The organism is Sulfitobacter sp., assembly GCF_039977885.1.
GTDB lineage: Bacteria > Pseudomonadota > Alphaproteobacteria > Rhodobacterales > Rhodobacteraceae > Sulfitobacter.
This window is the reverse complement of record NZ_JBDWCI010000005.1, coordinates 45,455-70,561: the sequence shown is the minus strand read 5'-3', so window position 1 is coordinate 70,561 and position 25,107 is coordinate 45,455. Positions and strand designations below refer to the sequence as shown.

General features: G+C 58.5%; 22 protein-coding genes. 14 read left to right on the top strand and 8 right to left on the bottom strand.

What is annotated here, in order from left to right; translation table 11 throughout:
* Window positions 1–10 precede the first annotated feature (10 nt).
* Together ABJM03_RS02405 and ABJM03_RS02400 are read left to right on the top strand one after the other, a co-directional pair.
* Window positions 11–787: a hypothetical protein gene (locus tag ABJM03_RS02405; protein WP_348415290.1), complete on the top strand. Its 777-nt coding sequence runs from the start codon at window positions 11–13 to the stop codon at window positions 785–787.
* A gap of 831 nt (window positions 788–1,618) precedes the next feature.
* Window positions 1,619–1,843 (top strand): hypothetical protein, encoded by a 225-nt coding sequence (locus ABJM03_RS02400; protein WP_348415289.1) that lies wholly within the window; start codon window positions 1,619–1,621, stop codon window positions 1,841–1,843.
* Window positions 1,844–1,845: 2 nt separating this feature from the next.
* Here the strand turns inward: ABJM03_RS02400 and ABJM03_RS02395 are convergent, their stop codons facing one another.
* Genes ABJM03_RS02395 through ccmI form a run of 3 tightly spaced genes read right to left on the bottom strand, consistent with a single transcriptional unit; the run spans window position 1,846 to window position 3,785 of the window.
* Entirely contained in the window at window positions 1,846–2,082 is a 237-nt protein-coding gene (locus ABJM03_RS02395) for a DUF1289 domain-containing protein (protein WP_348415288.1), read from the bottom strand.
* A gap of 3 nt (window positions 2,083–2,085) precedes the next feature.
* Window positions 2,086–2,562: a Holliday junction resolvase RuvX gene (gene ruvX, locus ABJM03_RS02390; RefSeq protein ID WP_348415287.1), complete on the bottom strand. Its 477-nt coding sequence runs from the start codon at window positions 2,560–2,562 to the stop codon at window positions 2,086–2,088.
* Entirely contained in the window at window positions 2,559–3,785 is a 1,227-nt protein-coding gene (gene ccmI, locus ABJM03_RS02385; RefSeq protein WP_348415286.1) for a c-type cytochrome biogenesis protein CcmI, read from the bottom strand. Before ccmI ends, ruvX begins: the two co-directional genes overlap by 4 nt.
* Before the next feature lie 235 nt (window positions 3,786–4,020).
* Between ccmI and ABJM03_RS02380 the strand changes: the two genes are divergently transcribed.
* From ABJM03_RS02380 to ABJM03_RS02350, 7 genes are all read left to right on the top strand, one after another.
* Window positions 4,021–5,265, top strand: coding sequence for a sarcosine oxidase subunit beta family protein (locus tag ABJM03_RS02380; RefSeq protein ID WP_348415285.1), 1,245 nt, complete (start codon window positions 4,021–4,023; stop codon window positions 5,263–5,265).
* 83 nt (window positions 5,266–5,348) lie between these two features.
* Complete coding sequence (locus ABJM03_RS02375) at window positions 5,349–5,762, top strand: hypothetical protein (protein ID WP_348415284.1); 414 nt, start codon at window positions 5,349–5,351, stop codon at window positions 5,760–5,762.
* Window positions 5,756–6,079 carry a sarcosine oxidase subunit delta gene (locus ABJM03_RS02370; protein ID WP_348415283.1) on the top strand — a complete coding sequence of 108 codons (324 nt, stop codon included), beginning with the start codon at window positions 5,756–5,758 and terminating at the stop codon, window positions 6,077–6,079. Before ABJM03_RS02375 ends, ABJM03_RS02370 begins: the two co-directional genes overlap by 7 nt.
* Window positions 6,080–6,131: 52 nt before the next feature.
* Window positions 6,132–9,149: a sarcosine oxidase subunit alpha family protein gene (locus ABJM03_RS02365; RefSeq protein WP_348415282.1), complete on the top strand. Its 3,018-nt coding sequence runs from the start codon at window positions 6,132–6,134 to the stop codon at window positions 9,147–9,149.
* Window positions 9,142–9,717 carry a sarcosine oxidase subunit gamma family protein gene (locus ABJM03_RS02360; protein WP_348415281.1) on the top strand — a complete coding sequence of 192 codons (576 nt, stop codon included), beginning with the start codon at window positions 9,142–9,144 and terminating at the stop codon, window positions 9,715–9,717. Before ABJM03_RS02365 ends, ABJM03_RS02360 begins: the two co-directional genes overlap by 8 nt.
* A gap of 198 nt (window positions 9,718–9,915) precedes the next feature.
* Window positions 9,916–10,221 carry a hypothetical protein gene (locus ABJM03_RS02355; RefSeq protein ID WP_348415280.1) on the top strand — a complete coding sequence of 102 codons (306 nt, stop codon included), beginning with the start codon at window positions 9,916–9,918 and terminating at the stop codon, window positions 10,219–10,221.
* 87 nt (window positions 10,222–10,308) lie between these two features.
* Window positions 10,309–10,908, top strand: a complete 600-nt coding sequence (locus ABJM03_RS02350; protein WP_348415279.1) for a superoxide dismutase — start codon at window positions 10,309–10,311, stop codon at window positions 10,906–10,908.
* Window positions 10,909–10,995: 87 nt separating this feature from the next.
* Here the strand turns inward: ABJM03_RS02350 and ABJM03_RS02345 are convergent, their stop codons facing one another.
* Entirely contained in the window at window positions 10,996–11,553 is a 558-nt protein-coding gene (locus tag ABJM03_RS02345) for a TIGR00730 family Rossman fold protein (RefSeq protein WP_348415278.1), read from the bottom strand.
* A gap of 127 nt (window positions 11,554–11,680) precedes the next feature.
* Here ABJM03_RS02345 and ABJM03_RS02340 point away from each other — a divergent pair, with 127 nt between their 5' ends.
* Both ABJM03_RS02340 and ABJM03_RS02335 read left to right on the top strand, forming a co-directional pair.
* The gene (locus tag ABJM03_RS02340; protein ID WP_348415277.1) at window positions 11,681–12,802 is read left to right on the top strand and encodes a LysM peptidoglycan-binding domain-containing protein; all 1,122 of its coding nucleotides are present in this window, start codon (window positions 11,681–11,683) and stop codon (window positions 12,800–12,802) included.
* A gap of 110 nt (window positions 12,803–12,912) precedes the next feature.
* Window positions 12,913–14,709 (top strand): ABC transporter ATP-binding protein/permease, encoded by a 1,797-nt coding sequence (locus tag ABJM03_RS02335; RefSeq protein WP_348415333.1) that lies wholly within the window; start codon window positions 12,913–12,915, stop codon window positions 14,707–14,709.
* 79 nt (window positions 14,710–14,788) lie between these two features.
* Here ABJM03_RS02335 and ABJM03_RS02330 read toward each other — a convergent pair whose 3' ends face one another.
* From ABJM03_RS02330 to ABJM03_RS02320, 3 genes are all read right to left on the bottom strand, one after another.
* Window positions 14,789–15,244, bottom strand: coding sequence for a DUF302 domain-containing protein (locus ABJM03_RS02330; RefSeq protein WP_348415276.1), 456 nt, complete (start codon window positions 15,242–15,244; stop codon window positions 14,789–14,791).
* Between the two features lie 92 nt (window positions 15,245–15,336).
* The gene (locus tag ABJM03_RS02325) at window positions 15,337–19,164 is read right to left on the bottom strand and encodes an efflux RND transporter permease subunit (RefSeq protein ID WP_348415275.1); all 3,828 of its coding nucleotides are present in this window, start codon (window positions 19,162–19,164) and stop codon (window positions 15,337–15,339) included.
* On the bottom strand, window positions 19,161–20,402 hold the full coding sequence (locus ABJM03_RS02320) for an efflux RND transporter periplasmic adaptor subunit (RefSeq protein WP_348415274.1): 1,242 nt from the start codon (window positions 20,400–20,402) through the stop codon (window positions 19,161–19,163). Before ABJM03_RS02320 ends, ABJM03_RS02325 begins: the two co-directional genes overlap by 4 nt.
* Window positions 20,403–20,645: 243 nt before the next feature.
* On the opposite strand from ABJM03_RS02320, the gene ABJM03_RS02315 reads away from it, so the two are divergent.
* From ABJM03_RS02315 to der, 3 genes are all read left to right on the top strand, one after another.
* Window positions 20,646–21,329 carry a tetratricopeptide repeat protein gene (locus ABJM03_RS02315; RefSeq protein ID WP_348415273.1) on the top strand — a complete coding sequence of 228 codons (684 nt, stop codon included), beginning with the start codon at window positions 20,646–20,648 and terminating at the stop codon, window positions 21,327–21,329.
* Between the two features lie 68 nt (window positions 21,330–21,397).
* On the top strand, window positions 21,398–22,771 hold the full coding sequence (locus ABJM03_RS02310) for a PQQ-binding-like beta-propeller repeat protein (protein WP_348415272.1): 1,374 nt from the start codon (window positions 21,398–21,400) through the stop codon (window positions 22,769–22,771).
* 96 nt (window positions 22,772–22,867) lie between these two features.
* Window positions 22,868–24,352 (top strand): ribosome biogenesis GTPase Der, encoded by a 1,485-nt coding sequence (gene der / locus ABJM03_RS02305; RefSeq protein ID WP_348415271.1) that lies wholly within the window; start codon window positions 22,868–22,870, stop codon window positions 24,350–24,352.
* A gap of 23 nt (window positions 24,353–24,375) precedes the next feature.
* Here the strand turns inward: der and ABJM03_RS02300 are convergent, their stop codons facing one another.
* Window positions 24,376–25,086, bottom strand: coding sequence for a hypothetical protein (locus tag ABJM03_RS02300; RefSeq protein WP_348415270.1), 711 nt, complete (start codon window positions 25,084–25,086; stop codon window positions 24,376–24,378).
* Window positions 25,087–25,107 lie beyond the last annotated feature (21 nt).

Below are 25,107 nucleotides of genomic sequence, written 5' to 3'. Positions count from 1 at the left end.
CGGTGGTGTGATGCTTGACCGGCTGACAGGGGATGACGGCTTTTTGGTCTTTGATCATGACCCGCATGTCGAGGCATGGGCGCGCGAAGCTCACCGGATCGCCTGTTCTGTTGCGCTGGAGCCTAACAAATGCGGGCCGGAGAATTTGCGCCATCAGCGGACGTGGTTTGTAGGCGTGGATGCCTTGCCCAATGGGCCCGATGGTAGCATCGGCAATGTGCCATTGGTCGGGCCATGGCAGGGGCAGCTGCCGGATTTGCCGCTGCATCCTGCGCAGCTTTCGATAATCTACCCCGGGTATCCCAAACGGGACAGTGACGAAAGCGAGGCCAATCATCGCTACCGGATCACGCGGTCGGCGGCTCATGTGGACGGGTTGCTTCCCACCGGAGCTTTGAGGCGGCGGTTTGCCATGGAATACCACGCATATATTCTGTCGATCCCGCTAAATGCCGTACCCCGCTCTCCGACGGTGGTATGGCGCGGGAGCCAGAAAATCATGCAATCGGCCCTGCAAGAGGCCATCGGCTCTCGTGTGCCCGCAAAGGTAGACATCACGCAGGCCTATCAGGAGGCGCGGCGCAAGGTTTTTGAGACCTGCCCACAAGTGCCGCTTGAGCTGGAGGTGGGGCAGTCGGCTGTGCTGCATCCCTTTATTCTGCATGGGACACAGCCTTGGGGGCCGGAGAGCCGGGCCCCAGAGAAAGACGCGACCCAAGAGGGGCGTATGATCGCGTTTTTCCGCCCCGAATGTGCAGGGGGCGCAGCCGAGTGGTTATCGCTTTGACTGTGGTGCGGTGGTAATCATGCAAACTGCCAAAGTGCTTCATTGATTTCCATCACGGCTTCGCACACAAACCGGACCTTCGTGTTAATAAACCTTAAGGACCGCTATGCGGACCAAGTGACAGTTGAAGAAGTCAAAGATCGGTACCTACCGCACAGGCCTGAACCAATTTACAGCCCCCTCAAGATGCCTTGTTACCCAAGGCATAAATGGAATTCCGAGCCTTGCAAAGAATCCGAAATATCCAATGCCGAATAGGAGGCACGAGAGATGCCAACTTGCGAAAATAGGAACGCCCATGAAGATGGTCAAGATCAACCCTATCGGCATAAAGTAAAGCGATGTGCTTGCTGCTTCAAATGAAAAGACAACTGCAGCGATGCTGATGAATGCTAAGATTTGGTAAGCGGGAAACACAAAGATCATATACCTGATACGACTTTGATCAAAGAAGTGGATCAGGTTACGATTGATCAATTTTGAAAGGCCAATGACAAACATGTTGTTGTATTATCAAAAGGATTAATCGGGAGATACACTTGTTTCACTAAGGGCTCATTCCTGCCGTTCGCCGCACGTGCTATCAAGGTTCGCTTTGTCTGTTGAAGTATTCTGCTATGATGGGGGGCGATCTTCAACGCTGTCGGGTTTCAATAAATATGTGTGACCGATCTGAAGTCCCTCGGCAGCTTGCGCTGTACTGTGCAGGCGGGCAACAGTTTCCTTTGGACGCACAATAAACTCGACCTTGCCGTATTGTTGCCCCAACTGATTGGCATGTAGGCTCAAGACACACCTCCGTCAGAGGGGTTTTGAGTTGAGGCAGATACGATGAAGCAGATTATTACAGGTCCCCACGGCCGTCTTGCGTATTTCAATCCGGAGCGGAATGATGCGTTAGCCTATCCTGCGCTTAATGCGCCCTGCGCAGCCTTTGCACGGGGTACGATGCTGGAGGCGGCAAACGATATCCATACGCCGCAAGTCGTCCGTTTTCCGCGTCAGATGCGCCGTAACGCGGCGCTTGCAATGTTCGGGGCGCCCGAGCCGCGCTAGGGTCAGGTCTTTTTCGCCAATCGCGCTGCACGGCCACCGCGCCGTTTAGTCAGATCACCGGCGCGGGCAGGCAGCGCGTCCATGACGCTACGCCGCGCCTCGGGCGTCATCCGCGACCATGCACCGATCTCATCGATTGTGCGTAGGCACCCCGTACACAGGCGGCTTTCGGGATGGATCACGCAAATCTTGATACAGGGGCTGTCGGCCTCGGCGCGTTTCCAGATTTCATCATTCATTACCTACGCTCCCTTTAGGACCCGTATCCGGTCCAGCACCCCCTGCAAGATATATCCCGCTGCTACATGATCAATGACCTCGGCCCGCCGTTTGCGCGAAGTATCTGCCTCGAGCAGTGCGCGTTCGGCAGCCACGGTGGACAGGCGTTCGTCCCAAAAGCTGATAGGCAGGGCAGGGTGGAGTTTGTCAAAATTGCGCGCAAAAGCCCGCGTGGATTGGCAGCGCGGGCCTTCCGATCCGTCCATATTATAGGGCAGGCCAAGGATCAGCCCGCCGATTTTGCGCTCGGCGATGATTTCTGACAGCCGCGCGGCATCCAGCCCGAATTTCTTGCGGCGCACGGTCTCAAGCGGGGTTGCGACGGAAAGAAAACTGTCCGTGACTGCGACGCCAATGGTCTTTTCCCCCAGATCAAGACCGATCAGGGCACGCATGTCGGGCAGCGCAGTGGCGAAATCTTCGATTTTCCCATATATCATTCAACCACACCCGCTTTGCGTCCTGCTTCGTTAATCAGATCAATTGCATTTGGATCATTTGCAAATACCTCGAGGGCATTGGCATGAATAGCTGCGGCACGCTGCCATTCGCCCAACACGCCCAGCGATGAAATCAAGCGCGCCCAATCGCGCGAAGGTCCGCCTTCAGTGGCCAGCCGCTCTGACAGGCCGGCAACCATGCTGCCGATCATCTCCATCCGTTCGCCCGGCGTTAGCTGTGCCGCGTTTTCGAGGTCAGAGGCGGTGGGGCCACGGCTGCTGCTGCCAATCTCGGGCAGGGCATAATTGACGCCGGCGCGCTGTGCCAGCTCTTCGATCTGGGCCACAATGGGCGGAATCCACGGCGCGTCTTCGGGGCCTGCGCGCAACAAGGCATCCCAGATGCGAAACGCCTGATCTGGCCGTCCTGTCTGGACCAGCATCAAACCCAGATAATAGCGCGCAGTGCTGTTGTCGGGGGCCTGCACCAATGCGGCGCGCAGGCTGGTTTCGGCCTCGGGAGAGACATAGCCGCCTGCTGCCAATACCTGCAATTCACCCAGATCGGCCAGATCCTGTGATGATACTTCAGCGCCTTTCAGGGTGACCACGCGCTGTTGTGCCGCCTTTGCTGCTAGAAAATTCCCCAGACGGCGTTCTTGTTGGGCCAAAAGCGTGTGCCCTTGCAAATCATCGGGCCGTTCGGCCACAGTGCTGCGCAGTTGGGACATTAGCGTTCTATAGCGGTCGTCCATTTCATCGGGATCGACAAAGGCGGGCAGGGAGGCTTCGGCAGCGGCCTGCCTTGGCCGGGTTTTGCGCACTTCCTCGGCAAAGGCGATGCGATCCTGCAGGCCCATATCGCTATAGCCCGGTTGCCCCAGCCACAGGTAGCTTGCGACACTGCCAAGAATGGCGATCATGATAATCGCGATAGCGATGCCCGCCGGAGCGTGGGATTTGCTGCGGGTATCGGATTTTTGCGCCTTATCGGCAGCAATCAGACGGCGCGCGACCTCGGCATGCACGCGTTCGGCATCCGCAGGAGCAATCACCCCGCGTGCTACGTCGCGGTCTACTTCGGCTAATTGCGCGCGGTAGACATCCATATCGGACGCAGCCCGTGGGGCAACATCACGATCCGCCCCACGCATAAGCGCGCGCAACAACACAGCCGCCACGATAAGCGTGATCACCGCTGCAATAACCCAAAACCCCAACACCGCCCGTCTCCTCGCGTTTGTCTGCCTTTCGTGTAATACGCACAGCGCCCAACCAAAAGAGCCCATCGTCCTGCCCGCGACGAATAGCCCTCCCTTGCCCCTGCTTGCGACCTATGTCGTAAAAAAGGTAAAGAGTGCCGCGGGGAGTATCCTCTTTTTCTGCGGTCTCCCCCATGAAAGAACCAAAGCGGGCATTGGCCCGATTCCATCTCATTTCTGCCTCAGGAACCCAGCGATGAAAAAATACTCCGTATTTGCAGTGGCCCGCGAAGCGATGCGCCATCACACCGGCTGGACCCGCGCATGGCGGGATGCCGCTCCGAAAAAGCATTATGACGCGATCATCATCGGGGCAGGCGGGCACGGGCTGGCCACGGCCTATTACCTGGGCAAAAACTTCGGCATCACCAATGTTGCGATCCTTGAAAAGGGGTGGCTGGGCGGCGGCAACACGGGCCGCAATACAACCATCATCCGGTCCAATTATTTGCAGGATCCATCCGCCGCAATCTATGAAAAAGCGCGCAGCCTGTATGAGACGATGTCGCAAGATCTCAACTATAATGTGATGTTTTCCCCACGTGGGCTCATCATGCTTGCACAAACCGAACATGAGGTGCGCGGATACAAGCGTACGGCCCATGCAAACATGTTGCAGGGCGTGTCGACTGAATTCATCAGCCCGCAACGCGTAAAAGAGCTGGTGCCGATCATCAATTTGGCCGGTCCCCGCTATCCTGTGCTGGGTGGCTTGTGGCAGGCCCGTGGCGGCACAGCGCGTCACGATGCCGTGGCGTGGGGCTATGCGCGTGCGTGCTCTGATATGGGCATGGATGTGATCCAGCAATGCGAAGTCACCGGTATCCGTTCGGAAGGTGGCAAGGTTGTGGGCGTCAGCACCACCAAAGGCGACATCGGCTGTGATAAGTTGGGCATGGTTGTGGCAGGGCACTCCGGCCATCTGGCCGATATGGCGGGTTTCCGTCTGCCCATCGAATCTGTGGCGCTTCAGGCGCTTGTGTCTGAACCGATCAAACCCTGTATGGATGTGGTTGTGATGGCCAACACTGTGCATGGCTACATGAGCCAATCTGATAAGGGCGAAATGGTTATCGGCGGCGGCACGGACGGCTATAACAACTACACGCAGCGGGGGTCTTTCCATCATATCGAGGAAACCGTGCGCGCCCTGATCGAGACCTTCCCCATGGTCAGCCGCCTCAAAATGCTGCGCCAATGGGGCGGCATCGTGGATGTCACCGGCGACCGCTCACCCATCCTGTCAAAAACGCCTGTCGACGGCATCTTTATCAACTGCGGTTGGGGCACCGGCGGATTCAAAGCGATCCCCGGCTCCGGCTGGGCCATGGCCGAGCTGATGGCCAAGGGCCGCTCGCCTTTGACAGATGCTTTTGGGTTGGAGCGCTTTACCGAAGGTCGGTTCATCGATGAAAGCGTTGCTGCGGGGGTCGCGCACTGATGTGCCGAGAGCTACCTAACATCTTTCAGCCTAGAGGGGAATTCGCCACGACAAGGCGTGAGAACGCTCTCAGGGCGACTGGGGTGCTGGTCTGGTTGTGGCTATCATTGTCGGCAGCTTTGCTATTATGGGGATCGTCGGGACAATTTCTGAGAGCCGGCTCAATAGGTATCCTTTATGCGGGTCTGCATTTTGGTATTTTTAGAACCCTGGTTGAGGACGCTGACAGATTAGTTTTTGAAACGGAGACAGGCGCGCGCTTAGCACTGCTTTATGTCTCTTACGTCGATCTGCACTTTGGTGACTACAAGGCTTCAATTACTAAGCTCGCTAGTTTCGATGAAGTGGTCGGCGATGAGGGGCAATCCATTGTGACAACGCAAAGGCGCAAGAACTATACAAAAGAGGCAACTGTGTTTTGCTTGGGCACTTTGCAATTGGGTTACGGTGACCTTCTTCACTGCTTAATTCACGGAAATGGATGGAAAACATGCTGATCGTATCCTGCCCTTGCTGCGGTGTGACCGCCGAGGAAACCGAATTTCACGCGCACGGCGAGGCGCATATCACGCGGCACGCGATGGGCGCGTCCGATGACAAGGTCGAAGAATACCTGTTCATGCGTAAAAACCCCAAAGGCGTGCATTTTGAGCGCTGGCGGCATCAATACGGATGCGGCAAGTGGTTTCATATGGCCCGTTGCACCATGACGCTGGAGGTCTTTGGCACCTATAGCGCGCAAACGCTGGAGCCGCCGCAGGAACTGCTGGCGCATATCGACGCGCGCCGCCCCGGTTGGAGGGAGACTGCATGATGCCCGCCTCCTGCCTGCCTGTTAACTCATATCTTTTGTCGGAGCATCGCGCATGAGCACCCGTCTTGCCACAGGTGGCCGCCTGTTGAACAAATCCAAGCCCGTCAAATTCCGCTTTAATGGCAAACACATGGACGGGTTTGAGGGCGATACGCTGGCCTCGGCCTTGCTTGCCAATGATCAGATGCTGGTGGGGCGGTCGTTCAAATACCACCGCCCGCGCGGCATTGTCGCCTCGGGCGCGGAAGAGCCCAACGGCCTTGTAAATCTTGGCGCTGAGGGCAAGTTCGAGCCAAACGCCCGCGTGACCACGACAGAGCTTTTCAACGGGTTGCGCGCCGAAAGCCAGAACCACTGGCCCAGCCTCGAGTTCGATGTGGGCGCGATTAACAAATACCTTGGCCGCTTTTTGCCAGCGGGTTTTTATTACAAGATGTTCATCCATCCACGCCCGCTGTGGAAACATGTCTATGAGCCGATTATCCGCCATTCTGCCGGGCTTGGCCGTGCGCCAAAGGCCCGCGATGAGGATACTTACGAGCATTTCCACAGCTTTTGCGATGTTCTGATTGTAGGCGGCGGTATTGCCGGGCTTGAGGCGGCACGTGTTGCGGCTCTCTCAGGGGCGCGGGTTATGCTGCTGGAGCAGACGGCCCATTGGGGCGGGCGTGCGCCCGTTGACGGCGGTGAGATCGACGGCGCGCCTGTGCAGGACTGGATCGACGCAACTGTGGCCCAGCTCGAAAAGTTGGAAAACGTCACAATGCGTCTGCGCACCATGGGCGCGGGGGTGTATGACCACGGCTATGTGCTCGGCTATGAACGCCTGACCGATCACGCGCCGCTGGCCAAAGGGCCACGGCATCGCCTGTGGCGTATTCGCGCGGGCCATATCATCACCGCAACCGGCGCGATTGAACGCCCACTCAGCTTTGCGGGCAATGATATCCCCGGCGTGATGTTGGCGGCGGCTGTGCGGGATTATGTGGTCAACTACGGGGTGTCGGTCGGGGACCGCACGGTTGTGGTGACCAATAATGACGATGCTTATCTCACGGCCTTTGCGTTGAAAAATGCAGGCCTCGATGTGCCCGCCATTCTGGACGCCCGCGTGCTGGCGCAAGACAGTGAAGCGATGGAGCAGGCCAAAGCCTTGGGCATCAGGGTGCTGATGGGCCACGCCGTGTCGAGCGTGAAGGGCGGCAAACGCGTGACAGGTGTTGCTGTGTGCTCGCAATCTGGCGAGGGGGCTGTGCTTGAAGAGATCGCGTGTGACGCGGTTGCCATGTCCGGTGGTTGGTCGCCGGTGGTGCACCTGTGGTCGCACTGCGGTGGCAAGCTGAGCTGGGATGAAACCAACGCCTGCTTTAGCCCTGATCCCAACCGCCCGCCGACAGGTACGGACGGGGGGCAGTTTGTCTCAACCGCGGGCGCGGCTTCCGGGACATTTGCGCTGGATGATCTGCTCAATGATGCCTTTGCCGCGGCGGATGGCACGCTGCGCTGTCTGGGCCGGAAACTACCCCGCGATGCCAAAGCCTCCAAGGGCGAGCGCCGCGCAGAGGCGCCGATGCTGCCGGTCTGGCTGATGCCGCAGGGGGCCTCGGTCAAGCTGCGGGAAAAGGCGTGGCTAGACTATCAGAACGATGTGAAAGTATCCGACGTTCGGCTGGCCGCCCAAGAGGGGTTTGTCAGCGTTGAACACGCCAAGCGCTACACCACATTGGGTATGGCGACGGATCAGGGTAAGTTAAGCAATATCAATGGCCTTGCGACACTTTCTCATGCAATGGGTGAAGATATTCCTGCGGTGGGGACAACCACGTTCCGCCCACCGTATCACCCGATTTCCATGGGCGCGATTGGTGGCGAGGCACGCGATGCAGCGTTCCAGCCGGTCCGCCAAACGCCCATGTATGACTGGCACCAAGCCAATGGTGCCGAATGGGAGCCTGTTGGCCAATGGCGCCGCCCCTATGCCTATAAGCAAGCGGGCGAGAGCACCCATGACGCGGTGATGCGCGAGGTCAGCAATACCCGTGAAAACCTCGGGCTGCTGGATGCGTCGACCTTGGGCAAGATCATCGTGAAGGGCCCGGATGCAGGCCGTTTCCTTGATATGATGTACACCAACATGATGAGCACGCTGAAGCCCGGCAAATGCCGCTATGGGTTGATGTGCAATGACAACGGCTTCCTGATCGACGACGGCGTGGTTGCGCGCATCGATGAGGACACATGGCTGTGCCACACCACCACCGGCGGTGCCGATAGCATCCACGCCCATATGGAGGAGTGGCTGCAAACCGAATGGTGGGACATGAAGGTCTACGTGGCCAATGTGACCGAGCAATATGCGCAGATTGCCGTGGTTGGCCCGAACGCCCGTAAGGCGCTCGAAAATCTTGGTGGTATGGATGTTTCGAAAGAGGCGCTTGGCTTCATGGAGTGGGCCGACGGTGAGATCGGAGGCTTTAAGTGCCGCGTCTACCGGATCTCTTTCTCTGGTGAGCTGAGCTATGAGATTGCGGTAGATGCGTGTCACGGGCAGGCATTCTGGGATGCGCTGATGGCGGTGGGCAGCGATTTGGGCGTTATGCCCTATGGCACCGAATGTCTGCACATCCTGCGCGCCGAAAAGGGCTTTATCATGATCGGGGACGAGACGGATGGCACGGTCATCCCGCAAGACCTCAATTTGCACTGGGCACTGAGCAAGAAAAAAGAAGATTATCTGGGTAAACGCGCCCATCTGCGCAGCCATATGGCAGATCCTGAGCGCTGGAAGCTGGTCGGGTTGGAGACAACGGATGGCTCGGTCTTGCCGGATGGGGCTTATGCCGTGGGCGAGGGCACCAATGCCAATGGCCAGCGCAACATGATCGGGCGCGTAACCTCTAGCTATATGTCGCCGACTTTGGGCAAAGGCATCGCTATGGGATTGGTTTTGCACGGGCCTGACCGCATGGGCGAGGTGCTGGAGTTCCCCGGAACCGATGGCAAAACCTATAGCGCGCGCATTGTCGATCCGGTTTTCTATGACAAAGAGGGAGAGAAGCAAAATGCATAACCCCGTATCTGCCCTCGATAATGCCAGCTATGACGCTGGCATTGCACATATTTCCGAACTGCCCCCGCAAGGCATGATCACCCTGCGCGGTGATCTGTCCGCCAAACCGTTGGTCAAGGCGGTTTCTGCCGCTGTCGCGCTCGGGTTGCCGGATCAGCGTGAATGTCTGTCGCAAGCGGATAAGGCCGTCGCGTGGATGTCTCCGGATGAGCTGTTGCTGACGTGCGCCTATGAGGACGCAGGCTCCATGCTTGCCACTTTGACGGCAAAGCTGGGCAAGGTTCATGCGCTGGCTGTCAATGTCTCGGATGCCCGTGCGGTGTTCGAGGTCCGTGGCCCCAACGCGCGGGAGGTTATGGCTAAGGTGACGCCAGTCGATCTGGCTCCGTCCGTGTTTACCACGGGCATGTTCCGGCGCAGCCGCATCGCGCAGGTGAATGCAGCATTCTGGATGACGCAGGAGGATTGCTTTCGGATCATCTGCTTCCGCTCGGTCGCGCAATATATGTTCGACGTGCTGAGCATCGCAGCGCAGCCCGGGTCCGAGGTCGGGGTGTTCAGCGACTGATACACGCAGTAGTTGACATAAGACAGCGCAGCATAAGATATTAGTTTCCAGATATAATTTGGAAGGAAGTCTGTGTTTCGCTCTATTGTTTTCGCCTTTGCCCTTATGTTTTCCCTTACGCCGCCTGCGTCAGCGGAGCCCCAGTTCCATGTCTGTAGCTTGCAGGGCAAGCGTATGCTGGGATGGATATCAGAAAGCATGGGTTTTATTTTTGATGGCAAGGGCGGTGTAGAGGTGATCGACGGTCTGATCCTTCACCATGTGGGGGAGCCGCTGGAAGCCAAGGCCAAGCGCCGTGGTGACAAGATCAAGGTGCAATGGGCAATTCACGGGGCAGAGAACAGTACCGGCCAACGCGTGTCCACCTTCAGTTTTACGGCCACATTGGACAGCAAGACGGGCGGGATCGTCGTCTACGCAAGACCTGTTGGCTATAGCAACAGGCTCAAAGGTGAGGGGACCTGCGAAATCCGTAAGGGCGCGAAGGGCTTCTTGCGGGGCTAAAGGCAAGTTTGCGCTTGCCAGCCCTTGACGCGGAGGCGTTACGCGCTTCATGTGCCATATACCTTTCAACATCTCAGGAGGCCACCAATGCCCTTTTCACTCCCCGATCTGCCATACGCCCACGACGCCCTTGCCGCCCATGGGATGAGCGCAGAGACGCTGGAATTCCACCACGACAAGCACCACAAAGCCTATGTTGTGAACGGCAACAAGGCGATCGAAGGCACCCCATGGGCCGATAAATCCTTGGAAGAGATCATCAAAGGCACCTACGATCCGAACACGGTTGCGCAAAACGGTATCTTCAACAACATCAGCCAGTTGTGGAACCACAACCAATTCTGGGAAATGATGTCCCCCGGTGTTTCCGAGATGCCAAGCGAGCTTGAAAAAGCACTGGTGGAAAGCTTTGGTTCGGTTGCGAAATTCATGGATGAATTTAAAGCCGCAGGCGCAGGCCAATTCGGTTCGGGCTGGGCTTGGCTGGTCAAGGACACAGACGGCGGCCTGAAGGTCACCAAGACCGAGAATGGCGTAAACCCGCTTTGCTTTGGCCAGACCGCGCTGCTGGGCTGTGATGTTTGGGAGCACTCCTATTACATCGACTTCCGCAATGCGCGCCCTGACTACCTGTCGAACTTCCTCGACAATCTGGTGAACTGGGAAAATGTCGCTTCCCGCCTGTGAGGCTGAGGGCGTTTTGCGCCTGAGCATTAAGCGACCCTGAAAATAAATAGCCCCGCAAGCCAGTCGCTGCGGGGCTATTTTTATGTCTTAGGCGGGTGCGAGATCTGTGGCGATCCCGTCCAGTGCAGCGGGCGCATCATCAACCCATGTCAGGAAATCCAGCAGGCTGTCGTCGGCAAAACCATGTCCGGTGACCGAGTTCATCAATTGCTTTAACGGATCCCAGTATCCGTTTGTGTTCAAAATATAAATCGGCTTCGCATGTAGGTCCAATTGCCGCCATGTCAGCACCTCGAACAGCTCGTCGAGCGAGCCTGCGCCGCCGGGTAGTAAAACCACCGCTTCGCAGTTCATGAACATGACTTTCTTCCGCTCGTGCATGGTTTCGGTCACGATGTATCGGGTCAGGTCGGTTTTGCCGACTTCCCAGTCTACCAGATGCCGGGGGATCACCCCAAAGGTATCACCGCCTGCGGCTTGGGCCGCGCGGGCCACACTGCCCATCAGGCCGACATCACCGGCACCATAAACCAGCCGCCACCCCCGTGCGGCAATGCCGGTTCCCAGCGCCTCGGCGGCGGCGGTGAAGGCGGGGGTATCACCGGGGCGTGAGCCGCAGAATACGCAAATTGATTTGACCGACATGGGAACCTCTTGCATCATTTGATGAATAACCGGACAGCGGGGGCTGCCATTTTGACCCTTGATAGTCTGTCCGCTACAAAGGCTCAACGCGTCGATGTACGCGCAGTGCAAACAAGGACGCAAGCGGATGGGTAAATCGGGACCAGCTTTGGGCGGCAATACAGGTGCCATGCTTGCGGGGGGCGGGATGTGTGTCGCTTTGGCGTTGGGGGCCTACATCGGTTTCGGGATGCCACAGCAAAGCGCACCACAGCCGGTTGCGCAATCCATCATTGATACCCCTGAGCCTGAACAGAAACCCGCCCCAGAGCCCGTTATCATCGCCCCACCAAACCCCAGCTTTGACGAGCTGCGCCGTGAGGCCGATGGCACGACAGTGATCGCAGGACGGGCCGAGCCACTGAGCGAGGTGAGCATCCTTCTGGACGGTGCTGAGGTAGCGACAACCACGGCCGATAGCGGAGGCGGATTTGCAGCGATCGCCGTATTGCCGCCCAAAAAAGAAGCACAGGTGGTCAGCCTCTCTGCCACAAGCGGTAACGAGACAACCGCCTCGCTGGACGAGATCATCCTTGCCCCCAATACACGCCCCGCGCCGGAAGCCGGGCCCGCCCCAACCCCCAAAGCAGAGCCGGAGCCTGTCGAGGTCGCTGCCGCAGATGCGGTGGCGGATCAGGTAGAGCCATCCGCACAGGCCGATACACCAGACAGCGCTGCGCAGGTCGCGGTTTTGCAGTCAAATGCGGATGGGGTAAGCCTGCTGCAATCGGCCCAACCCGAGGCGCTGACATCGGTGGAATTGGACACAATCGGCTATTCGGATCAAGGCGAGGTGCAGCTCACGGGGCGCGCACAGGCTGACACGGCACAGGTCCGCGTCTATCTTGATAACCGTTCGGTGATCACGCTGCCGGTTGGTACGGATGGTCGTTGGCGCGGTGATCTGCCGAATGTGGATGAGGGGGTTTATACCTTGCGGGTCGATGAGATCAGCGCGCAGGGTGATGTCAGCAGCCGTGTCGAGACACCGTTCAGGCGCGAGGCAACAGAGGTGTTGGCCGCCGCAACCCAAGGGCAGGATGGCCCCGTAAAAGCGGTTACCGTGCAGGCGGGAGCAACCCTTTGGGCAATTGCGCGCGACCGTTATGGGGACGGGACATTATTCGTGCGGGTGTTCGAGGCGAATGCCGACAGTATTCGCAATCCGGATCTGATCTATCCCGGGCAGGTATTCGATTTGCCGAACTAAGGTGGTCCTTGGGGGTTATTAGGCCTATGTAGCCAAAGGATAGCATAGGAATTTACATGCCCAGCGATACCACCGCCTCTCCTGTTAAAGACGCCGACCAAAAGCCGGCGATGACCGAAGCCGAAATTGCCGCCGAACAGGAACGGCAATCCAGCCTGCGCGTATTGCGCAAGGTGGCTCCATATTTGTGGCCTGCAGATATGCCATGGGTGCGCAAGCGGGTAGTCTGGGCGATGTTGGCGCTTGTGGTTTCCAAGCTGGTGACAGTGGCCACGCCGCAGTTCTACCGTGGCGCGGTGGACGCGCTGGGGGGCGAAGGCGTACCGATGCTGGCATTGGGCGCGATTGGCCTGACAATCGCCTACGGCATGGCACGGCTTATGGGCGTGGGGTTTCAACAATTACGCGATGCCATTTTTGCCAAAGTAGCACAGCGCGCATTGCGGATGCTGGCGCTCGAGACTTTCAACCACATCCACCGCCTGTCCATGCGCTATCACATCAGCCGCAAAACCGGCGGTTTGAGCCGGATCATTGAACGGGGTGTGAAGGGTGTTGAGTTCCTGTTGCGGTATTTGCTGTTCAGCATTGGACCGCTCATTCTCGAGCTGGCGCTGGTAGGGATCATTCTGACACTGCAATTTGATGCAAGCTATTTGTTGGTCGTAGGGGTGACGATCGCCGTCTACGTCTGGTTTACTTTTGCTGTCACCGAGTGGCGCGTGAAGCTACGCCGTCAGATGAATGATCAGGACACGGATGCCAACCAAAAGGCGATCGACAGTCTGCTTAACTATGAAACGGTCAAATACTTTGGCGCGGAAGAGCGCGAAGCGGCGCGCTATGACAGCGCGATGGCCGGTTATGAACAAGCCGCAATCAAGACGAATTATTCACTTGCTGCGTTGAACGCGGGCCAGTCGTTGATCATCACAATCGGTCTGGTGGTGATGATGGTGATGGCAGCCGTTGGCGTTCAGAACGGAGATTTGACCGTGGGCGATTTTGTGATGATCAACGCCTATATGATCCAGATCACCGTGCCGCTGAACTTTCTTGGCTCGGTCTACCGTGAAATCCGCCAGGCTTTGGTGGATATGGGGCAGATGTTCGATCTGCTGGAGCAACCGGCCGAGATTACCAACAAACCCGATGCGCCTGACCTGCAGGTTACCGGCGGTCAGGTGGTTCTGGAAAATGTGCATTTTGCCTATAATGCAGACCGCCAGATACTCAAAGGTGTGGATCTGGTTGCGCAGCCGGGGGAAACGGTTGCGATTGTCGGGTCCACCGGATCAGGGAAATCCACCATCGGGCGGTTGTTGTTCCGGTTTTATGATGTGCATGCGGGCAGTCTGAAGATTGACGGGCAGGATGTACGCGACGTGACGCAGAACTCGCTGCACCGGCAGATTGGCGTGGTGCCTCAAGACACAGTGCTGTTCAACGATACCATCGGCTATAACATCGCCTATGGCCGCGATGGGGCATCTCAGGAAGACATCGAAGATGCCGCGCGTGCCGCGCAAATCCACGATTTCATCATGGCGCTGCCCGAAGGGTATCAGACCTCGGTGGGCGAGCGTGGGCTGAAACTGTCAGGGGGTGAAAAACAGCGTGTGGGCATTGCGCGTACCTTGCTCAAGGATCCGCCGATCCTGTTGCTGGATGAGGCGACAAGCGCGCTGGACAGCGAGACCGAGCATGAAATTCAGGATGCGTTGCGCCGTGCAGGGCAGGGGCGCACGGTGCTCACGATTGCGCACAGGCTTAGCACGATTGCCGATGCGGATCGGATCATTGTGCTGGAAAGCGGTCATGTGGTCGAGCAGGGCACCCATGAGGCGCTGCTCGCGCAAGATGGGCGTTATGCCCAGCTTTGGCATCGTCAGCAAAACGAGGAATAGGCACAGCGTTGGCCTTTGATGTCAGCCCCTGCGCGGTGGGCGGGGCTGACGGATCGTTCCTATGTGTCGCGCTTGCGGCTTATTCGGCAACTGCGGCGCCGGTCAGCTTGTCGAGCGCACCTGTCATCATTTTGATGTAAGGGGCATCCGCAGGCAGGCCGTGGACTGCGGCCATTTCGGCCGGTGCGTGATAAGCTACATGCACAACACCTTCGGCATCCGCATAGGCCAGAACGCGTAGTGGCAGATCAAGCCCTGCGGTTTGCCCGTCAAGCATGGCGGGTGTGCCCAGCTTGGGGTTACCAAAGATCAGCAATTGCGTCGGGCGCAGCTCCATGTCGACTTTTTGCGCGCCTGCTGCGTGATCCACGCGGGCAAATACCGTGGCACCGGCTGCGGTGACGGCCGCTTCGAGCTTGTCGATGGTTTGAGCTACAGAATGAGGGCTTGTTTTTGTGATGATTTCAGCATGTGCCGCTGTTGCGCTGATGGCAATGGCAGTGGCCGCTGCAATATTCTTGAGTGAGGAAGTCATGAGCGTTTCCTTTAAAAATTTTATTAAATCTAGTGATACGTGTCTTTCGTTATTGCGCGAGTGTACGGGGATCACGTTCACGTGATCGCACCTCAATGTGCCGGTTTGATATCTGTGGGGAGGGCATCGTTTTCCTCGATCCAGATGACTTCATTGGTGGTGCGGCGCTGTGTGTCCCGTTGCAATGCCCAATCGCGCGCCGCGCGGCTGGCACGGCCCATGGACATGCGCGCCAGAAGATGGGCTATCCAACGGGCGTAGGTCGCGGCCCAGACACGGATTGCCAACAGCGAAGGCGTCACCATTAATGTCAGCACCGTGGCCACCCCAAGGCCGAACACCACAGCCGTAGCCAGCTGCTTCCACCACAGCGCGGTGGGGCTGTCGATGGTATAGCCGCCCTGTGCAAAATCCAGCGATAGGCCGAACATCATCGGGGCAAGCCCTGCCATAGTGGTGATGGTGGTCAGTAAAACAGGGCGAATGCGCGCTTGGGCGGTGCGGATGATGGCCTCGATCCGCGGCATGTATTGGCTGAACTCCTGATAGGTGTCGATCAGGATGATGTTGTTGTTCACCACAATGCCGGCCAGCGCCACAATCCCCGTACCGGTCATAATAATCGAGAAAGTCTGGTCCATCACCAACATCCCGATCAGCACGCCAGTTGTGGACAGCACAACGGCAAGAAGCACCAGAATGGCGTTATAGAAGGAATTGAACTGCGCCAGCAGGATGATGAACATCAGCCCAAGGGCCGCGGTAAAGGCGGAGCTGAGAAAGGCCTGGCTTTCTGCCTGATCTTCCTGATCGCCGGTCCATTCATAGGTGATGCCATCGGGTAGATCGGCCGTTTCGATCCATTTCGAAATCTCCGCGATCCGTTCATTTGCGTTGATCGGCACCAGCCGCAACCGCAAGGAATCGTATTCTTCTTGCAGGTCCAGCCCCTCGGCCAATGCTGTTGTATCGGTGATCTTGTAGCCTGTGCCATCAAGGGCAGTAAAATCGGCATCCTGCCCTGCAGGGCGCAGGGTGGCTAGGGTAGCGGGGGCATCGCCCTGATCCCCTCCGTGGGATACTTTTACCGCCTTTACCAAACCCGGTGTCACATCGGCTTTCACGTCCATATAACGTTTCTGGTCAATGCGGCTGATCTCGGCCAGTTTGGGAACCGGCGTGCGGGTGATGAAGTTGGACAGCGGCACAAGACCATCTGCCGTGCGCACCTTCAGGTTGTCGAGCGTGCTGAGCAAGCGGTCCTGTTCGGGCAGGCGCACACGGATGTCGATTTCCTCATCCGAGGTATCTACGCGCATTGTGTCCAGCAACAGGCCACGTGTGACCAGCTGCACCATAGCACCCACGCTCACAACATCCGCGCCGTATTGGCCGGCTTTCTCGACGTCCACGTCGATCTGCCAGTCGATGCCGGGCAGGGGGCGGGTGTCTTCGGTAAGCGTAAGCCCGGGGACGGTATCAAAGTGATCGCGCACCATGCCCGTGGCGGCGATCAGCTCATCAAAGCGGTCGCCCTTGAGGCGCAGATGAACCGGCTTGCCGGACGCAGGCCCACGCGAGAGCGCAAGCACTTCGATCCGGATGCCGGGAATGGCCGAGAGCTGTTCTGTGAGTTCGGCCACAACGATATCGCCGTCCAGCTCGGGGCGCAGGGCGCGGTCCTCCCAAGGGATTGTCTCAAACTGGATTTGCCCGATCAGGTCTTTGGGGGCTGATGAGCCACTTGTGTTGCTGTCCAAACCGCCTTCGCCGGCAAAGGCAAATGCGGTCGCAATGCCGGGGTGCTTTAGCACGATGGCTTCGGCCTGCCGCAACAGATCATCTTTTTCCGTCAATGAAATGTTGCCGCGTGCCAGAACGTAAACGATGGCTTGTTCTGGTTCGGATTCCACAAAGAACTCGACGCCTTTAGAGTTGTTGGAAAAGAAGATCAGCGTGGTGCCCACAAAGACAAACACAACGCCGCACATGACAAGCGGCATCACCGGATTGCCGACGATAAATTCAATCAAGCGCCCGAAAGGCGAGCGTCTGTAGCCTGCGTTGATACGGTCGGGCGCGCGGCGAAACAGCTTTGAGGCGAGCCAGCGGCCGATTTTGCCCATGCGGGTCAGAACGGCAAATAGCGCCAGAAGAAACAGCATGAAGCCTGCCAAAGCCACAAGCAATACCGCCACAGCGATCAGGACAAGGGCAAAGACTTTTGCAAAGGTAGGGATCACCGAAGTCAGCAGGTCCAACCCGTCCATCGCCGCGAAATTCGCGCTGATCCATTGGAACAACAATCCTGATTGCGCGCCCTTGGGTGCCAGCAATGCCATCGCGGGAAAGATCATTGCAAAGGCGGCCGGGAACAGCAGTAGATGCAGATACCAAGGCAGCGATGCGATGCGCTCCATATTGGAAGCCATCCATTGCTCCAGACGGCCGGTCACGCCGCCCATGACCGGCAGGTACACCAACGCCACCACCAGCGAGGCAGACAGCACAAAGATCAGCGTCACGGGCAGCATTCCCATGAACTCACCGGGGACGCCGGGCCAGAACAGCATCGGCAAAAAAGCGCACAGGGTTGTCGCAGTGGACGAGATGACCGGCCAGAACATCCGCTTGGCCGCGGTGACGTAGGCCTCCATCGGGCCTTTGCCCTCTTGTTGTTGCTGGTCGGCGTATTCGACCACCACAATTGCGCTATCCACCAACATGCCGACGGCAAGGATCAGGCCGAACATCACGATGTTCGAGATGGAAATGCCCATCAGCGCCAGAAAGGCAAAGCACAACAGAAACGATGTCGGAATCGCAAAACCCACAAGCAATGCGGCACGGATGCCAAGGGCGGCCAGCACCACAATCATCACCAGCGCAATCGCCGTGAACACCGAGCCAAGCAATTGCTGTACCATCGAATCCACAACGCGGCTTTGATCGTTGGAGGTGCCAACCTCGACCGCTGTGCGCAGCTCCTCTGGCCAGCCTGCGCTACGCTCGGCCACCATGGTTTTCACCGCCGAAGCCGTATCAATCAGGTTGAACCCTTTTCGTTTGACCACCTGAAGCGCGACCGTGGACTGCCCGTCAAAGCGTGCAGTGCCTTCGCGGTCTTCGAATGTCAGGTGGATCTGCGCCAGATCGCCAAGGGTGACAACACGGTCGCCATTTGTTTTGACGGGCAGGTCATACACGTCTTGCGGGTCATCAAAGCTCGACGGGATCTTGACCGAAAACGCGCCATTGCTGGTTTCGACCTCACCTGCGGCGATCAACTGGTTGTTGTTCTGTACCGTCTCGATCAGCTCGTTCGCGGTGACGTTGTAGGCCTCGAGCTTGAGCGGGTCGATCAGCACCTCCAGCATTTCGTCGCGGCTGCCCGCGATGCCGGCCTCTAGCACGGCGTCCATGCCTTCAAGGTCGTCTTGAAGCTGTTTGGCATAGCGCGCCATGGTGCGTTCGGGGACAGGGCCGGTCATATTGACGATGATGATCGGGAATTCGGAAAAGTTGATCTCGTTGATGCTGTAGGTCTCGGCACCTTCAGGGAACTGCGCCTCGGCGGTGCCCATGGCATCACGCACATCCGCAATGATCGAGGTCTTGTCCCAGCCGAATTCGAACTCAAGCGCGAGGCCCGCGTAATTCTCGGCGGCAGTGCCGGACATGGTTTTGAGACCGTCCAGATCGCTCAGCTCGGTCTCCATCGGTTTGAGCAGCAGCGTCTCTGCGTCAGCGGCGGAAATGCCGGGGAAGGGGACGGACACAAACAGCGCGGGGATCTCGATATCCGGCTCGCCCTCTTTGGGCAGGGTGGTGTAGGCAAAAGCCCCCACAACAAGGCTCAGCAGGATAAAGGCCAGCACCATTCGGGCGCGCGAGGCGGCCCAATCGACGATGCCGGTCATTGTGTGACCTCCCACGGGGTTGGCGCGACCTCAACGCCTTTGATGACGTATTCCTGCCCTACCACAATCACATCCGCCGTCTCGGGCAGGCCCGTCACCCAAATGCCGTCAGCGGTGTCGCGGATAATCTCGACCGGATAGAAATCTACGATGTTGTCGGGGGTCACCACGCGCAGGCCCAGCGTGCCATCGGCATTCAGGGTAAGTGAGCTTTGTGGCACCAGATGGGCCATAGCACCGTCCGAAGAGATCAGGATTTCTGCTGTTTGCCCGTCGCGGATTTTCAGCTCGGGGTTTGGCACGTTGATTTCGGTCAGGAAGGTGCGTGTTTCCGGATCGGCAGAGCGCGAGATAAAGGTCACGGCCCCTATCACTTCTCCGCCCCCTGCGGCCAGACGTGCCCGCGCCATTGCACCCACGCGCACGCGGTTCACTTCGGTCTCGGGCAGGAAGCCTACTAATTTGACCGGATCAAGCTGGATAATGGTGCCGCAAAGCGCCCCCGCCTGCAAAAGCGAGCCAAGCTCGGCTGTGTCGCTTTCCAACAGGCCGCTAAAGGGGGCTTTGATCACCAGATGCTCCAACTCGGCTTGGGCCACGGCGACAGCGGCAGTTGCGGCCTCAATTCCCGAGCGGGCCGCACGCAGGCCAGATTGGGCTGAGCTCACGCTTGCCTCGGCGGCGGCCACGGCCGCGTCCGAGCTGGCAAGCTGGGTGGTCGAGGCAAAGCCGTCCTCATTCAGACGGGCCGAGGCATTCTGATTGATCTTGGCTTCAGCCAGAAGCGCCTTGGCCTCTTCCACGCGGGCTTCGGATTCGGGGACGCGCGATTCTGCTTCGGCCAGTTCTGCGCGGGCTTGGGCCAATGCGGATTGCCGCGTGCCTTCTTCGAGGCGGCACATGGTTTGGCCTTCGGAAATATGGGTGCCCTTGCGCAGCGGCTCGGATACGACCACGGCTGTGGTTTCGGCGCGCAATTCGACCTGGCGTGCGGCGGCGGTCTGACCGCGCAGCACGACGGCGCTGTCGATCTGTTCGGCAGAAAGCGTTTTAACAACGACCTTTACCTTCTTTTTCCCTGCTAGTGCGGCCCCGTCCTCAGGCTTGACCTCGGCCTCAGGATTTTCCTCCGCCTCGGGGGCAGAGCCAATCAGTGCCATTAATGTAGGCCGTTCAATCACAGCCATGTATAAAATCACAGCCAAGGCGGTGGCAGCTAGAACGGGAAAAATGCGCATCAAAGCCTCATAAAATTAGTCAAGAGCCTCCCGAAAATAGGGGGATGCCCGATATTGAGATCAGTTCTAGCGTAACAAAAGTGAACCGACCAGTTCATTTATTCGGATTTCCCCGCAGTAAATCGTCGCAGGCAGCCTGTGTGGCTGCAACCGCTAAGTGCTTTTGAAAAGGCCTTCGGTCTTGGCTTGGGCGGGCGGCTTCGTTATGAGAGGCAAAACACAACTGCTAAAGGCCACGCCCGCATGAGCAACAGCGACGGATTTATCGAAGAAGTCACCGAGGAACTGCGCCGCGACCAGATGATGGCAAAGCTCAAGCGATATGGCTGGATCGGGGTGCTTGTGGTGCTGGCAATCGTTGGTGGTGCCGCTTTTACAGAATACCGCAACGGGCAGGAACGCGCACAAGCCGAAGCATTGGGCGATGCCGTTCTGGCCGCGCTCGATAATGAGGATCCGGCGCAAAGCGCTGCGGCAATCGATGCGCTCGATGCGCCCGACCCCACAGCCGGTGCGGTTTTGTCATTGCTGGCCGCGTCCCAGCAATTATCCGCCGAAGACCGCGCAAGTGCGGTGGAAAACCTCAATGCAGTGGCGCTGAACGGGGATGTCCCCGAAGTTTACCGCCAGATCGCGAGCTTCAAGGCATTGACGCTTCAGGCAGATACGCTTGATGCCGCTGCGCGCAAGCAGGGCTTTGAGGCCCTTGAGGGCGCAGGCGGAAGCCTGCGTTTGCTGGCCCGCGAACAGCTCGCGCTTATCGCAATTCAGGAAGAAGACCCCACAGCCGCAATCGAGATCTACCAAAGCATCCTGAGCGATGCCGAAGTCACGCCGGACTTGCAACAACGTGCATTGCAGGTGATTGTGGCCTTGGGTGGTGAGCCAGATCTGACATCGGCCCCGACGAATATTAATAACGGATAACGATGCCGCGCCTGTGTGTGCCGCCTAGACGGTGCAAGGGTGCAGAACCAGACCAGAGTGAGCAGGCCATGACACATTTCAGCTTTTCCATGCAGCGCAAGCAGTGGTCGGCACGGCGCGCTGTTGTTGCGGGCCTTCTGGGCGGCGCTGCTTTCTTGGCAGCCTGTAGCGAGCCGGAGGTTGTTCTGCCGGGGCAGCGCGAAGACATTCGTTCGGTCCTGTCTGATGGTGGCGTTGACCAAAGCGGTCCGGTTGCATTCGCAGGCAATCAGACGCGGGCGATTTCGTTACCTGCCACACGGGTAAACGCGGATTGGACACAGACGACGGGCACGCCTGCCACGCGTGTCAACCATCCGGCGCTGGCCGCGGCACCAACGCTGCGCTGGGTTGCCAATATCGGCAATGGCGACAGCCGCAAATTCCGCATCACCGCAGCGCCGGTTGTCTCGCAGGGGCGGATTTTCACGCTGGATTCGCAGTCTGTGATCACTGCAACCTCAACCGCAGGGGCGACGCTATGGCAGGCCGATCTGCGGCCGCCGCGCGATAAAGAGGGCGATGCCACAGGAGGTGGCGTCGTTGTCTTTGGCGATACGGTCTATGCCGCCACCGGTTTTGGCGTGCTGACGGCGCTTGATGCGACCACAGGGGCGGTGCGCTGGACGCAACAACTGGGCGGCAGCAGCACTGGCGCACCGGCGGTTTCCGGCGATCTGATTTATGTTTTGGCAGGCGATAACACCGGTTTTGCGATTAACCGCTATGATGGCACTGTGGCATGGGAGCTCAACACGTCTGAGTCTCTGGGCAATGTTCTTGGTGCGCCGGCACCTGCTGTGACCGATGAATTCGCAGTCTTTGCATTCGGATCGGGCGAGGTTCAGGGGGTGTTCCGCCGCGGCGGGTTGAGCCGTTGGGATACGTCCGTTGTGGGTAAACGCGCTGGCCGCGCCCTGAGCAATACCTCGGATATCACTGCACCGCCTGTGGTGTCGGGAAATACCGTTTATGTGGGCAACCAATCGGGCCGCATCGCCGCGCTTGAGCTGGATTCGGGCAGCCGTATCTGGACCGCGCGGGAGGGGGCTGTCGGCCCTGTCTGGCCAGCGGGCGATAGTGTTTTCGCGGTGAGCGAGCTTAATGAATTGATGCGTTTGGATGCCTCGGATGGCTCCAAAATCTGGGGCGTTGAACTGCCCAACTTTATCAAACGTAAACCGCGCCGTCAGGGTGCAGTAATGACCCATCACGGCCCGATCGTTGCGGGCGGACGTGTGATCATTGCCTCCAGCGATGGATTGCTGCGCAGCTATGACCCGACCAATGGGGCCTTGCTGGCCAGCACCGAACTGCCCGGTGGTGCGACCTCGGATCCGGTGGTTGCAGGCCAGACTTTATATGTGGTTAACGCCAACGGCGAGCTGCTGGCTTACCGCTAAAGACCGATCAGCGGAGGCGGGGATTTCTGCTAGGGCTTTCGCCCCGCAGCGCTTTGCGGTATGGCGCGTGTCTATAGACCGCTTCGGAGCATCCTGATGTCCTTCACCCTCGCAATTGTGGGCCGCCCTAATGTGGGTAAATCCACACTGTTCAACCGCCTCGTCGGCAAGCGCCTTGCGTTGGTTGATGACCAACCTGGTGTGACACGTGATTTGCGCGAAGGGGCGGCACGGCTTGCCGATCTGCGCTTTACCGTGATTGATACCGCCGGTCTGGAAGAGGTCACCGACGACAGCCTTCAGGGCCGGATGCGCCGTTTGACCGAACGCGCGGTTGATATGGCCGACATCTGCTTGTTTATGGTGGATGCCCGGACGGGTATTACCCCCTCTGATCTGGTATTTGCCGACATCCTGCGCAAACGTTCGGCCCATGTGATCGTTGCGGCGAATAAAGGTGAAGGCAAAGCCGCTGATGCCGGTGTGCTCGAAGCCTTTTCGCTGGGCCTCGGAGAGCCGATCCGCTTGTCAGCGGAGCATGGCGAAGGCATGAGCGATCTTTACACGCAGCTGATGCCGCTTGCCGACCAGTTCGCGGAGCGCGCGACCGAGGATGCGCCGGAAATTGATGTGGATGTCGATGAGGATGACGACGAAGACGCCGTGCGCGTGCCCACCCGCGCGCGCCCGTTACAAGTGGCTGTTGTCGGACGCCCCAATGCGGGTAAGTCCACGTTGATCAACCAGATTTTGAAAGAAGACCGGCTGTTGACCGGCCCCGAAGCGGGGATCACCCGCGATGCGATCTCGCTGACGACTGAATGGGCGGCAGGGTTTGATACAGCCCCCGTGCCGATGCGCATATTTGACACTGCGGGCATGCGCAAAAAAGCCAAGGTTCAGGAAAAGCTCGAGAAGCTGAGCGTCAGCGATGGTTTGCGAGCGGTAAAATTTGCGGAAGTTGTGGTTGTTCTACTGGATGCCGAGATCCCGTTTGAGCAACAGGATTTGCGCATCGCCGATCTGGCCGAACGCGAAGGCCGGGCCGTGGTTATTGCCGTGAACAAATGGGACATCGAGGAAGACCGTCAGGCCAAGCTGAAAGAGCTCAAAGAGAGTTTCGAGCGGCTGTTGCCACAGCTGCGCGGCGCGCCGCTGATTACAGTGTCCGCCAAGACGGGCAGGGGGCTTGACCGTCTGCACCAGGCGATCATGCGTGCCTATGAAATGTGGAACCGCCGCGTGACCACGGCGCAATTGAACCGTTGGCTTGCCGGTATGATGGAGGCGCACCCGCCCCCTGCACCGCAGGGCAAGCGCATCAAGATGCGTTACATGACCCAAGCGAAAACGCGGCCTCCGGGGTTTGTGGTAATGTGTAGCCACCCTGATAAGGTGCCAGACAGCTATAGCCGCTATCTGGTCAATGGTTTGCGCATTGATTTTGACATGCCCGGCACGCCGATCCGGCTGTGGATGCGCGGTCAATCTGATGCGAACCCCTATAAGGGCCGCAAAAAGGCCGCGCCTTCCAAGCTGCGTAAGCACACAGGCGCCAACCGCAATGACGGCAGCAGATAATCAGCAGGTGGATGGCGTGCCGGTCATCGGCTGGCGCGCCACGCCTTGAAGGTCGGCAGGATCATGGCCAGCGCCCCCCCTGCGGCAAGCGCTGCGACGGTGATATCTTGCGTCAGGTTCTGTACAACGACAGCAGCAAGTGCCCAGATCACGCCAATGCCATAGCTGGGCGCGCGGCGCAGTTGGTTTTGCACCCCGGAGGCAAGCACCAGCGCCAGAAAAAGCGCCACTAATGCAGCCGTGGTTTCATCCGCATATCCGTATCCAGCCGCCAGAAGCCCTAGCGAAACACAGGACGCTGCGCTGAGCCAGCCGGCATAAAGCCCCACAGGCAGGGCCGCTGCCCAACGGTCCTGTCGCGGGCTGCGGAACAGGGCCAGCAGGGCTGGAACCAGCATGGCCCAGATCAGCACGGTGGCCCAGATGGGGCTTTGCAATGCGACAGGTAACCATACCGCTCCGGTCAAAAGCGAGGGGATCAAGGCAAGTCGCATGGCATGCCATGCCGGATCATCACGGCGCCTCCATAGACCAAAGCCCAGACCCGCAATCAGCCATAGGTAAATCACCCCCCAAATCGCAAAGGCATAGCCCGCCGGTTGAACAGGGGGATTATTCTGCGGAATCGGAAAGCGGTCGGGGTCAAATCCGCCAAAACCAGGCACTAACAGAGGCGACAGTGCAAACAGCATTGCCGAGATAAATGCCAAAATGGCGGTTGGTATACGTGACATCTGGCGCTTTCTGGTGAACAC

Coding starts and splice junctions, on each gene's coding strand:
- ABJM03_RS02405 (WP_348415290.1), top strand. CDS start 11: ATGCTTGACCGGCTGACAGGGGATGACGGCTTTTTGGTCTTTGATCAT.
- ABJM03_RS02400 (WP_348415289.1), top strand. CDS start 1,619: ATGAAGCAGATTATTACAGGTCCCCACGGCCGTCTTGCGTATTTCAAT.
- ABJM03_RS02395 (WP_348415288.1), bottom strand. CDS start 2,082: ATGAATGATGAAATCTGGAAACGCGCCGAGGCCGACAGCCCCTGTATC.
- ruvX (WP_348415287.1), bottom strand. CDS start 2,562: ATGATATATGGGAAAATCGAAGATTTCGCCACTGCGCTGCCCGACATG.
- ABJM03_RS02380 (WP_348415285.1), top strand. CDS start 4,021: ATGAAAAAATACTCCGTATTTGCAGTGGCCCGCGAAGCGATGCGCCAT.
- ABJM03_RS02370 (WP_348415283.1), top strand. CDS start 5,756: ATGCTGATCGTATCCTGCCCTTGCTGCGGTGTGACCGCCGAGGAAACC.
- ABJM03_RS02365 (WP_348415282.1), top strand. CDS start 6,132: ATGAGCACCCGTCTTGCCACAGGTGGCCGCCTGTTGAACAAATCCAAG.
- ABJM03_RS02360 (WP_348415281.1), top strand. CDS start 9,142: ATGCATAACCCCGTATCTGCCCTCGATAATGCCAGCTATGACGCTGGC.
- ABJM03_RS02355 (WP_348415280.1), top strand. CDS start 9,916: ATGGGTTTTATTTTTGATGGCAAGGGCGGTGTAGAGGTGATCGACGGT.
- ABJM03_RS02350 (WP_348415279.1), top strand. CDS start 10,309: ATGCCCTTTTCACTCCCCGATCTGCCATACGCCCACGACGCCCTTGCC.
- ABJM03_RS02345 (WP_348415278.1), bottom strand. CDS start 11,553: ATGTCGGTCAAATCAATTTGCGTATTCTGCGGCTCACGCCCCGGTGAT.
- ABJM03_RS02340 (WP_348415277.1), top strand. CDS start 11,681: ATGGGTAAATCGGGACCAGCTTTGGGCGGCAATACAGGTGCCATGCTT.
- ABJM03_RS02335 (WP_348415333.1), top strand. CDS start 12,913: ATGACCGAAGCCGAAATTGCCGCCGAACAGGAACGGCAATCCAGCCTG.
- ABJM03_RS02330 (WP_348415276.1), bottom strand. CDS start 15,244: ATGACTTCCTCACTCAAGAATATTGCAGCGGCCACTGCCATTGCCATC.
- ABJM03_RS02325 (WP_348415275.1), bottom strand. CDS start 19,164: ATGACCGGCATCGTCGATTGGGCCGCCTCGCGCGCCCGAATGGTGCTG.
- ABJM03_RS02320 (WP_348415274.1), bottom strand. CDS start 20,402: ATGCGCATTTTTCCCGTTCTAGCTGCCACCGCCTTGGCTGTGATTTTA.
- ABJM03_RS02315 (WP_348415273.1), top strand. CDS start 20,646: ATGAGCAACAGCGACGGATTTATCGAAGAAGTCACCGAGGAACTGCGC.
- ABJM03_RS02310 (WP_348415272.1), top strand. CDS start 21,398: ATGACACATTTCAGCTTTTCCATGCAGCGCAAGCAGTGGTCGGCACGG.
- der (WP_348415271.1), top strand. CDS start 22,868: ATGTCCTTCACCCTCGCAATTGTGGGCCGCCCTAATGTGGGTAAATCC.
- ABJM03_RS02300 (WP_348415270.1), bottom strand. CDS start 25,086: ATGTCACGTATACCAACCGCCATTTTGGCATTTATCTCGGCAATGCTG.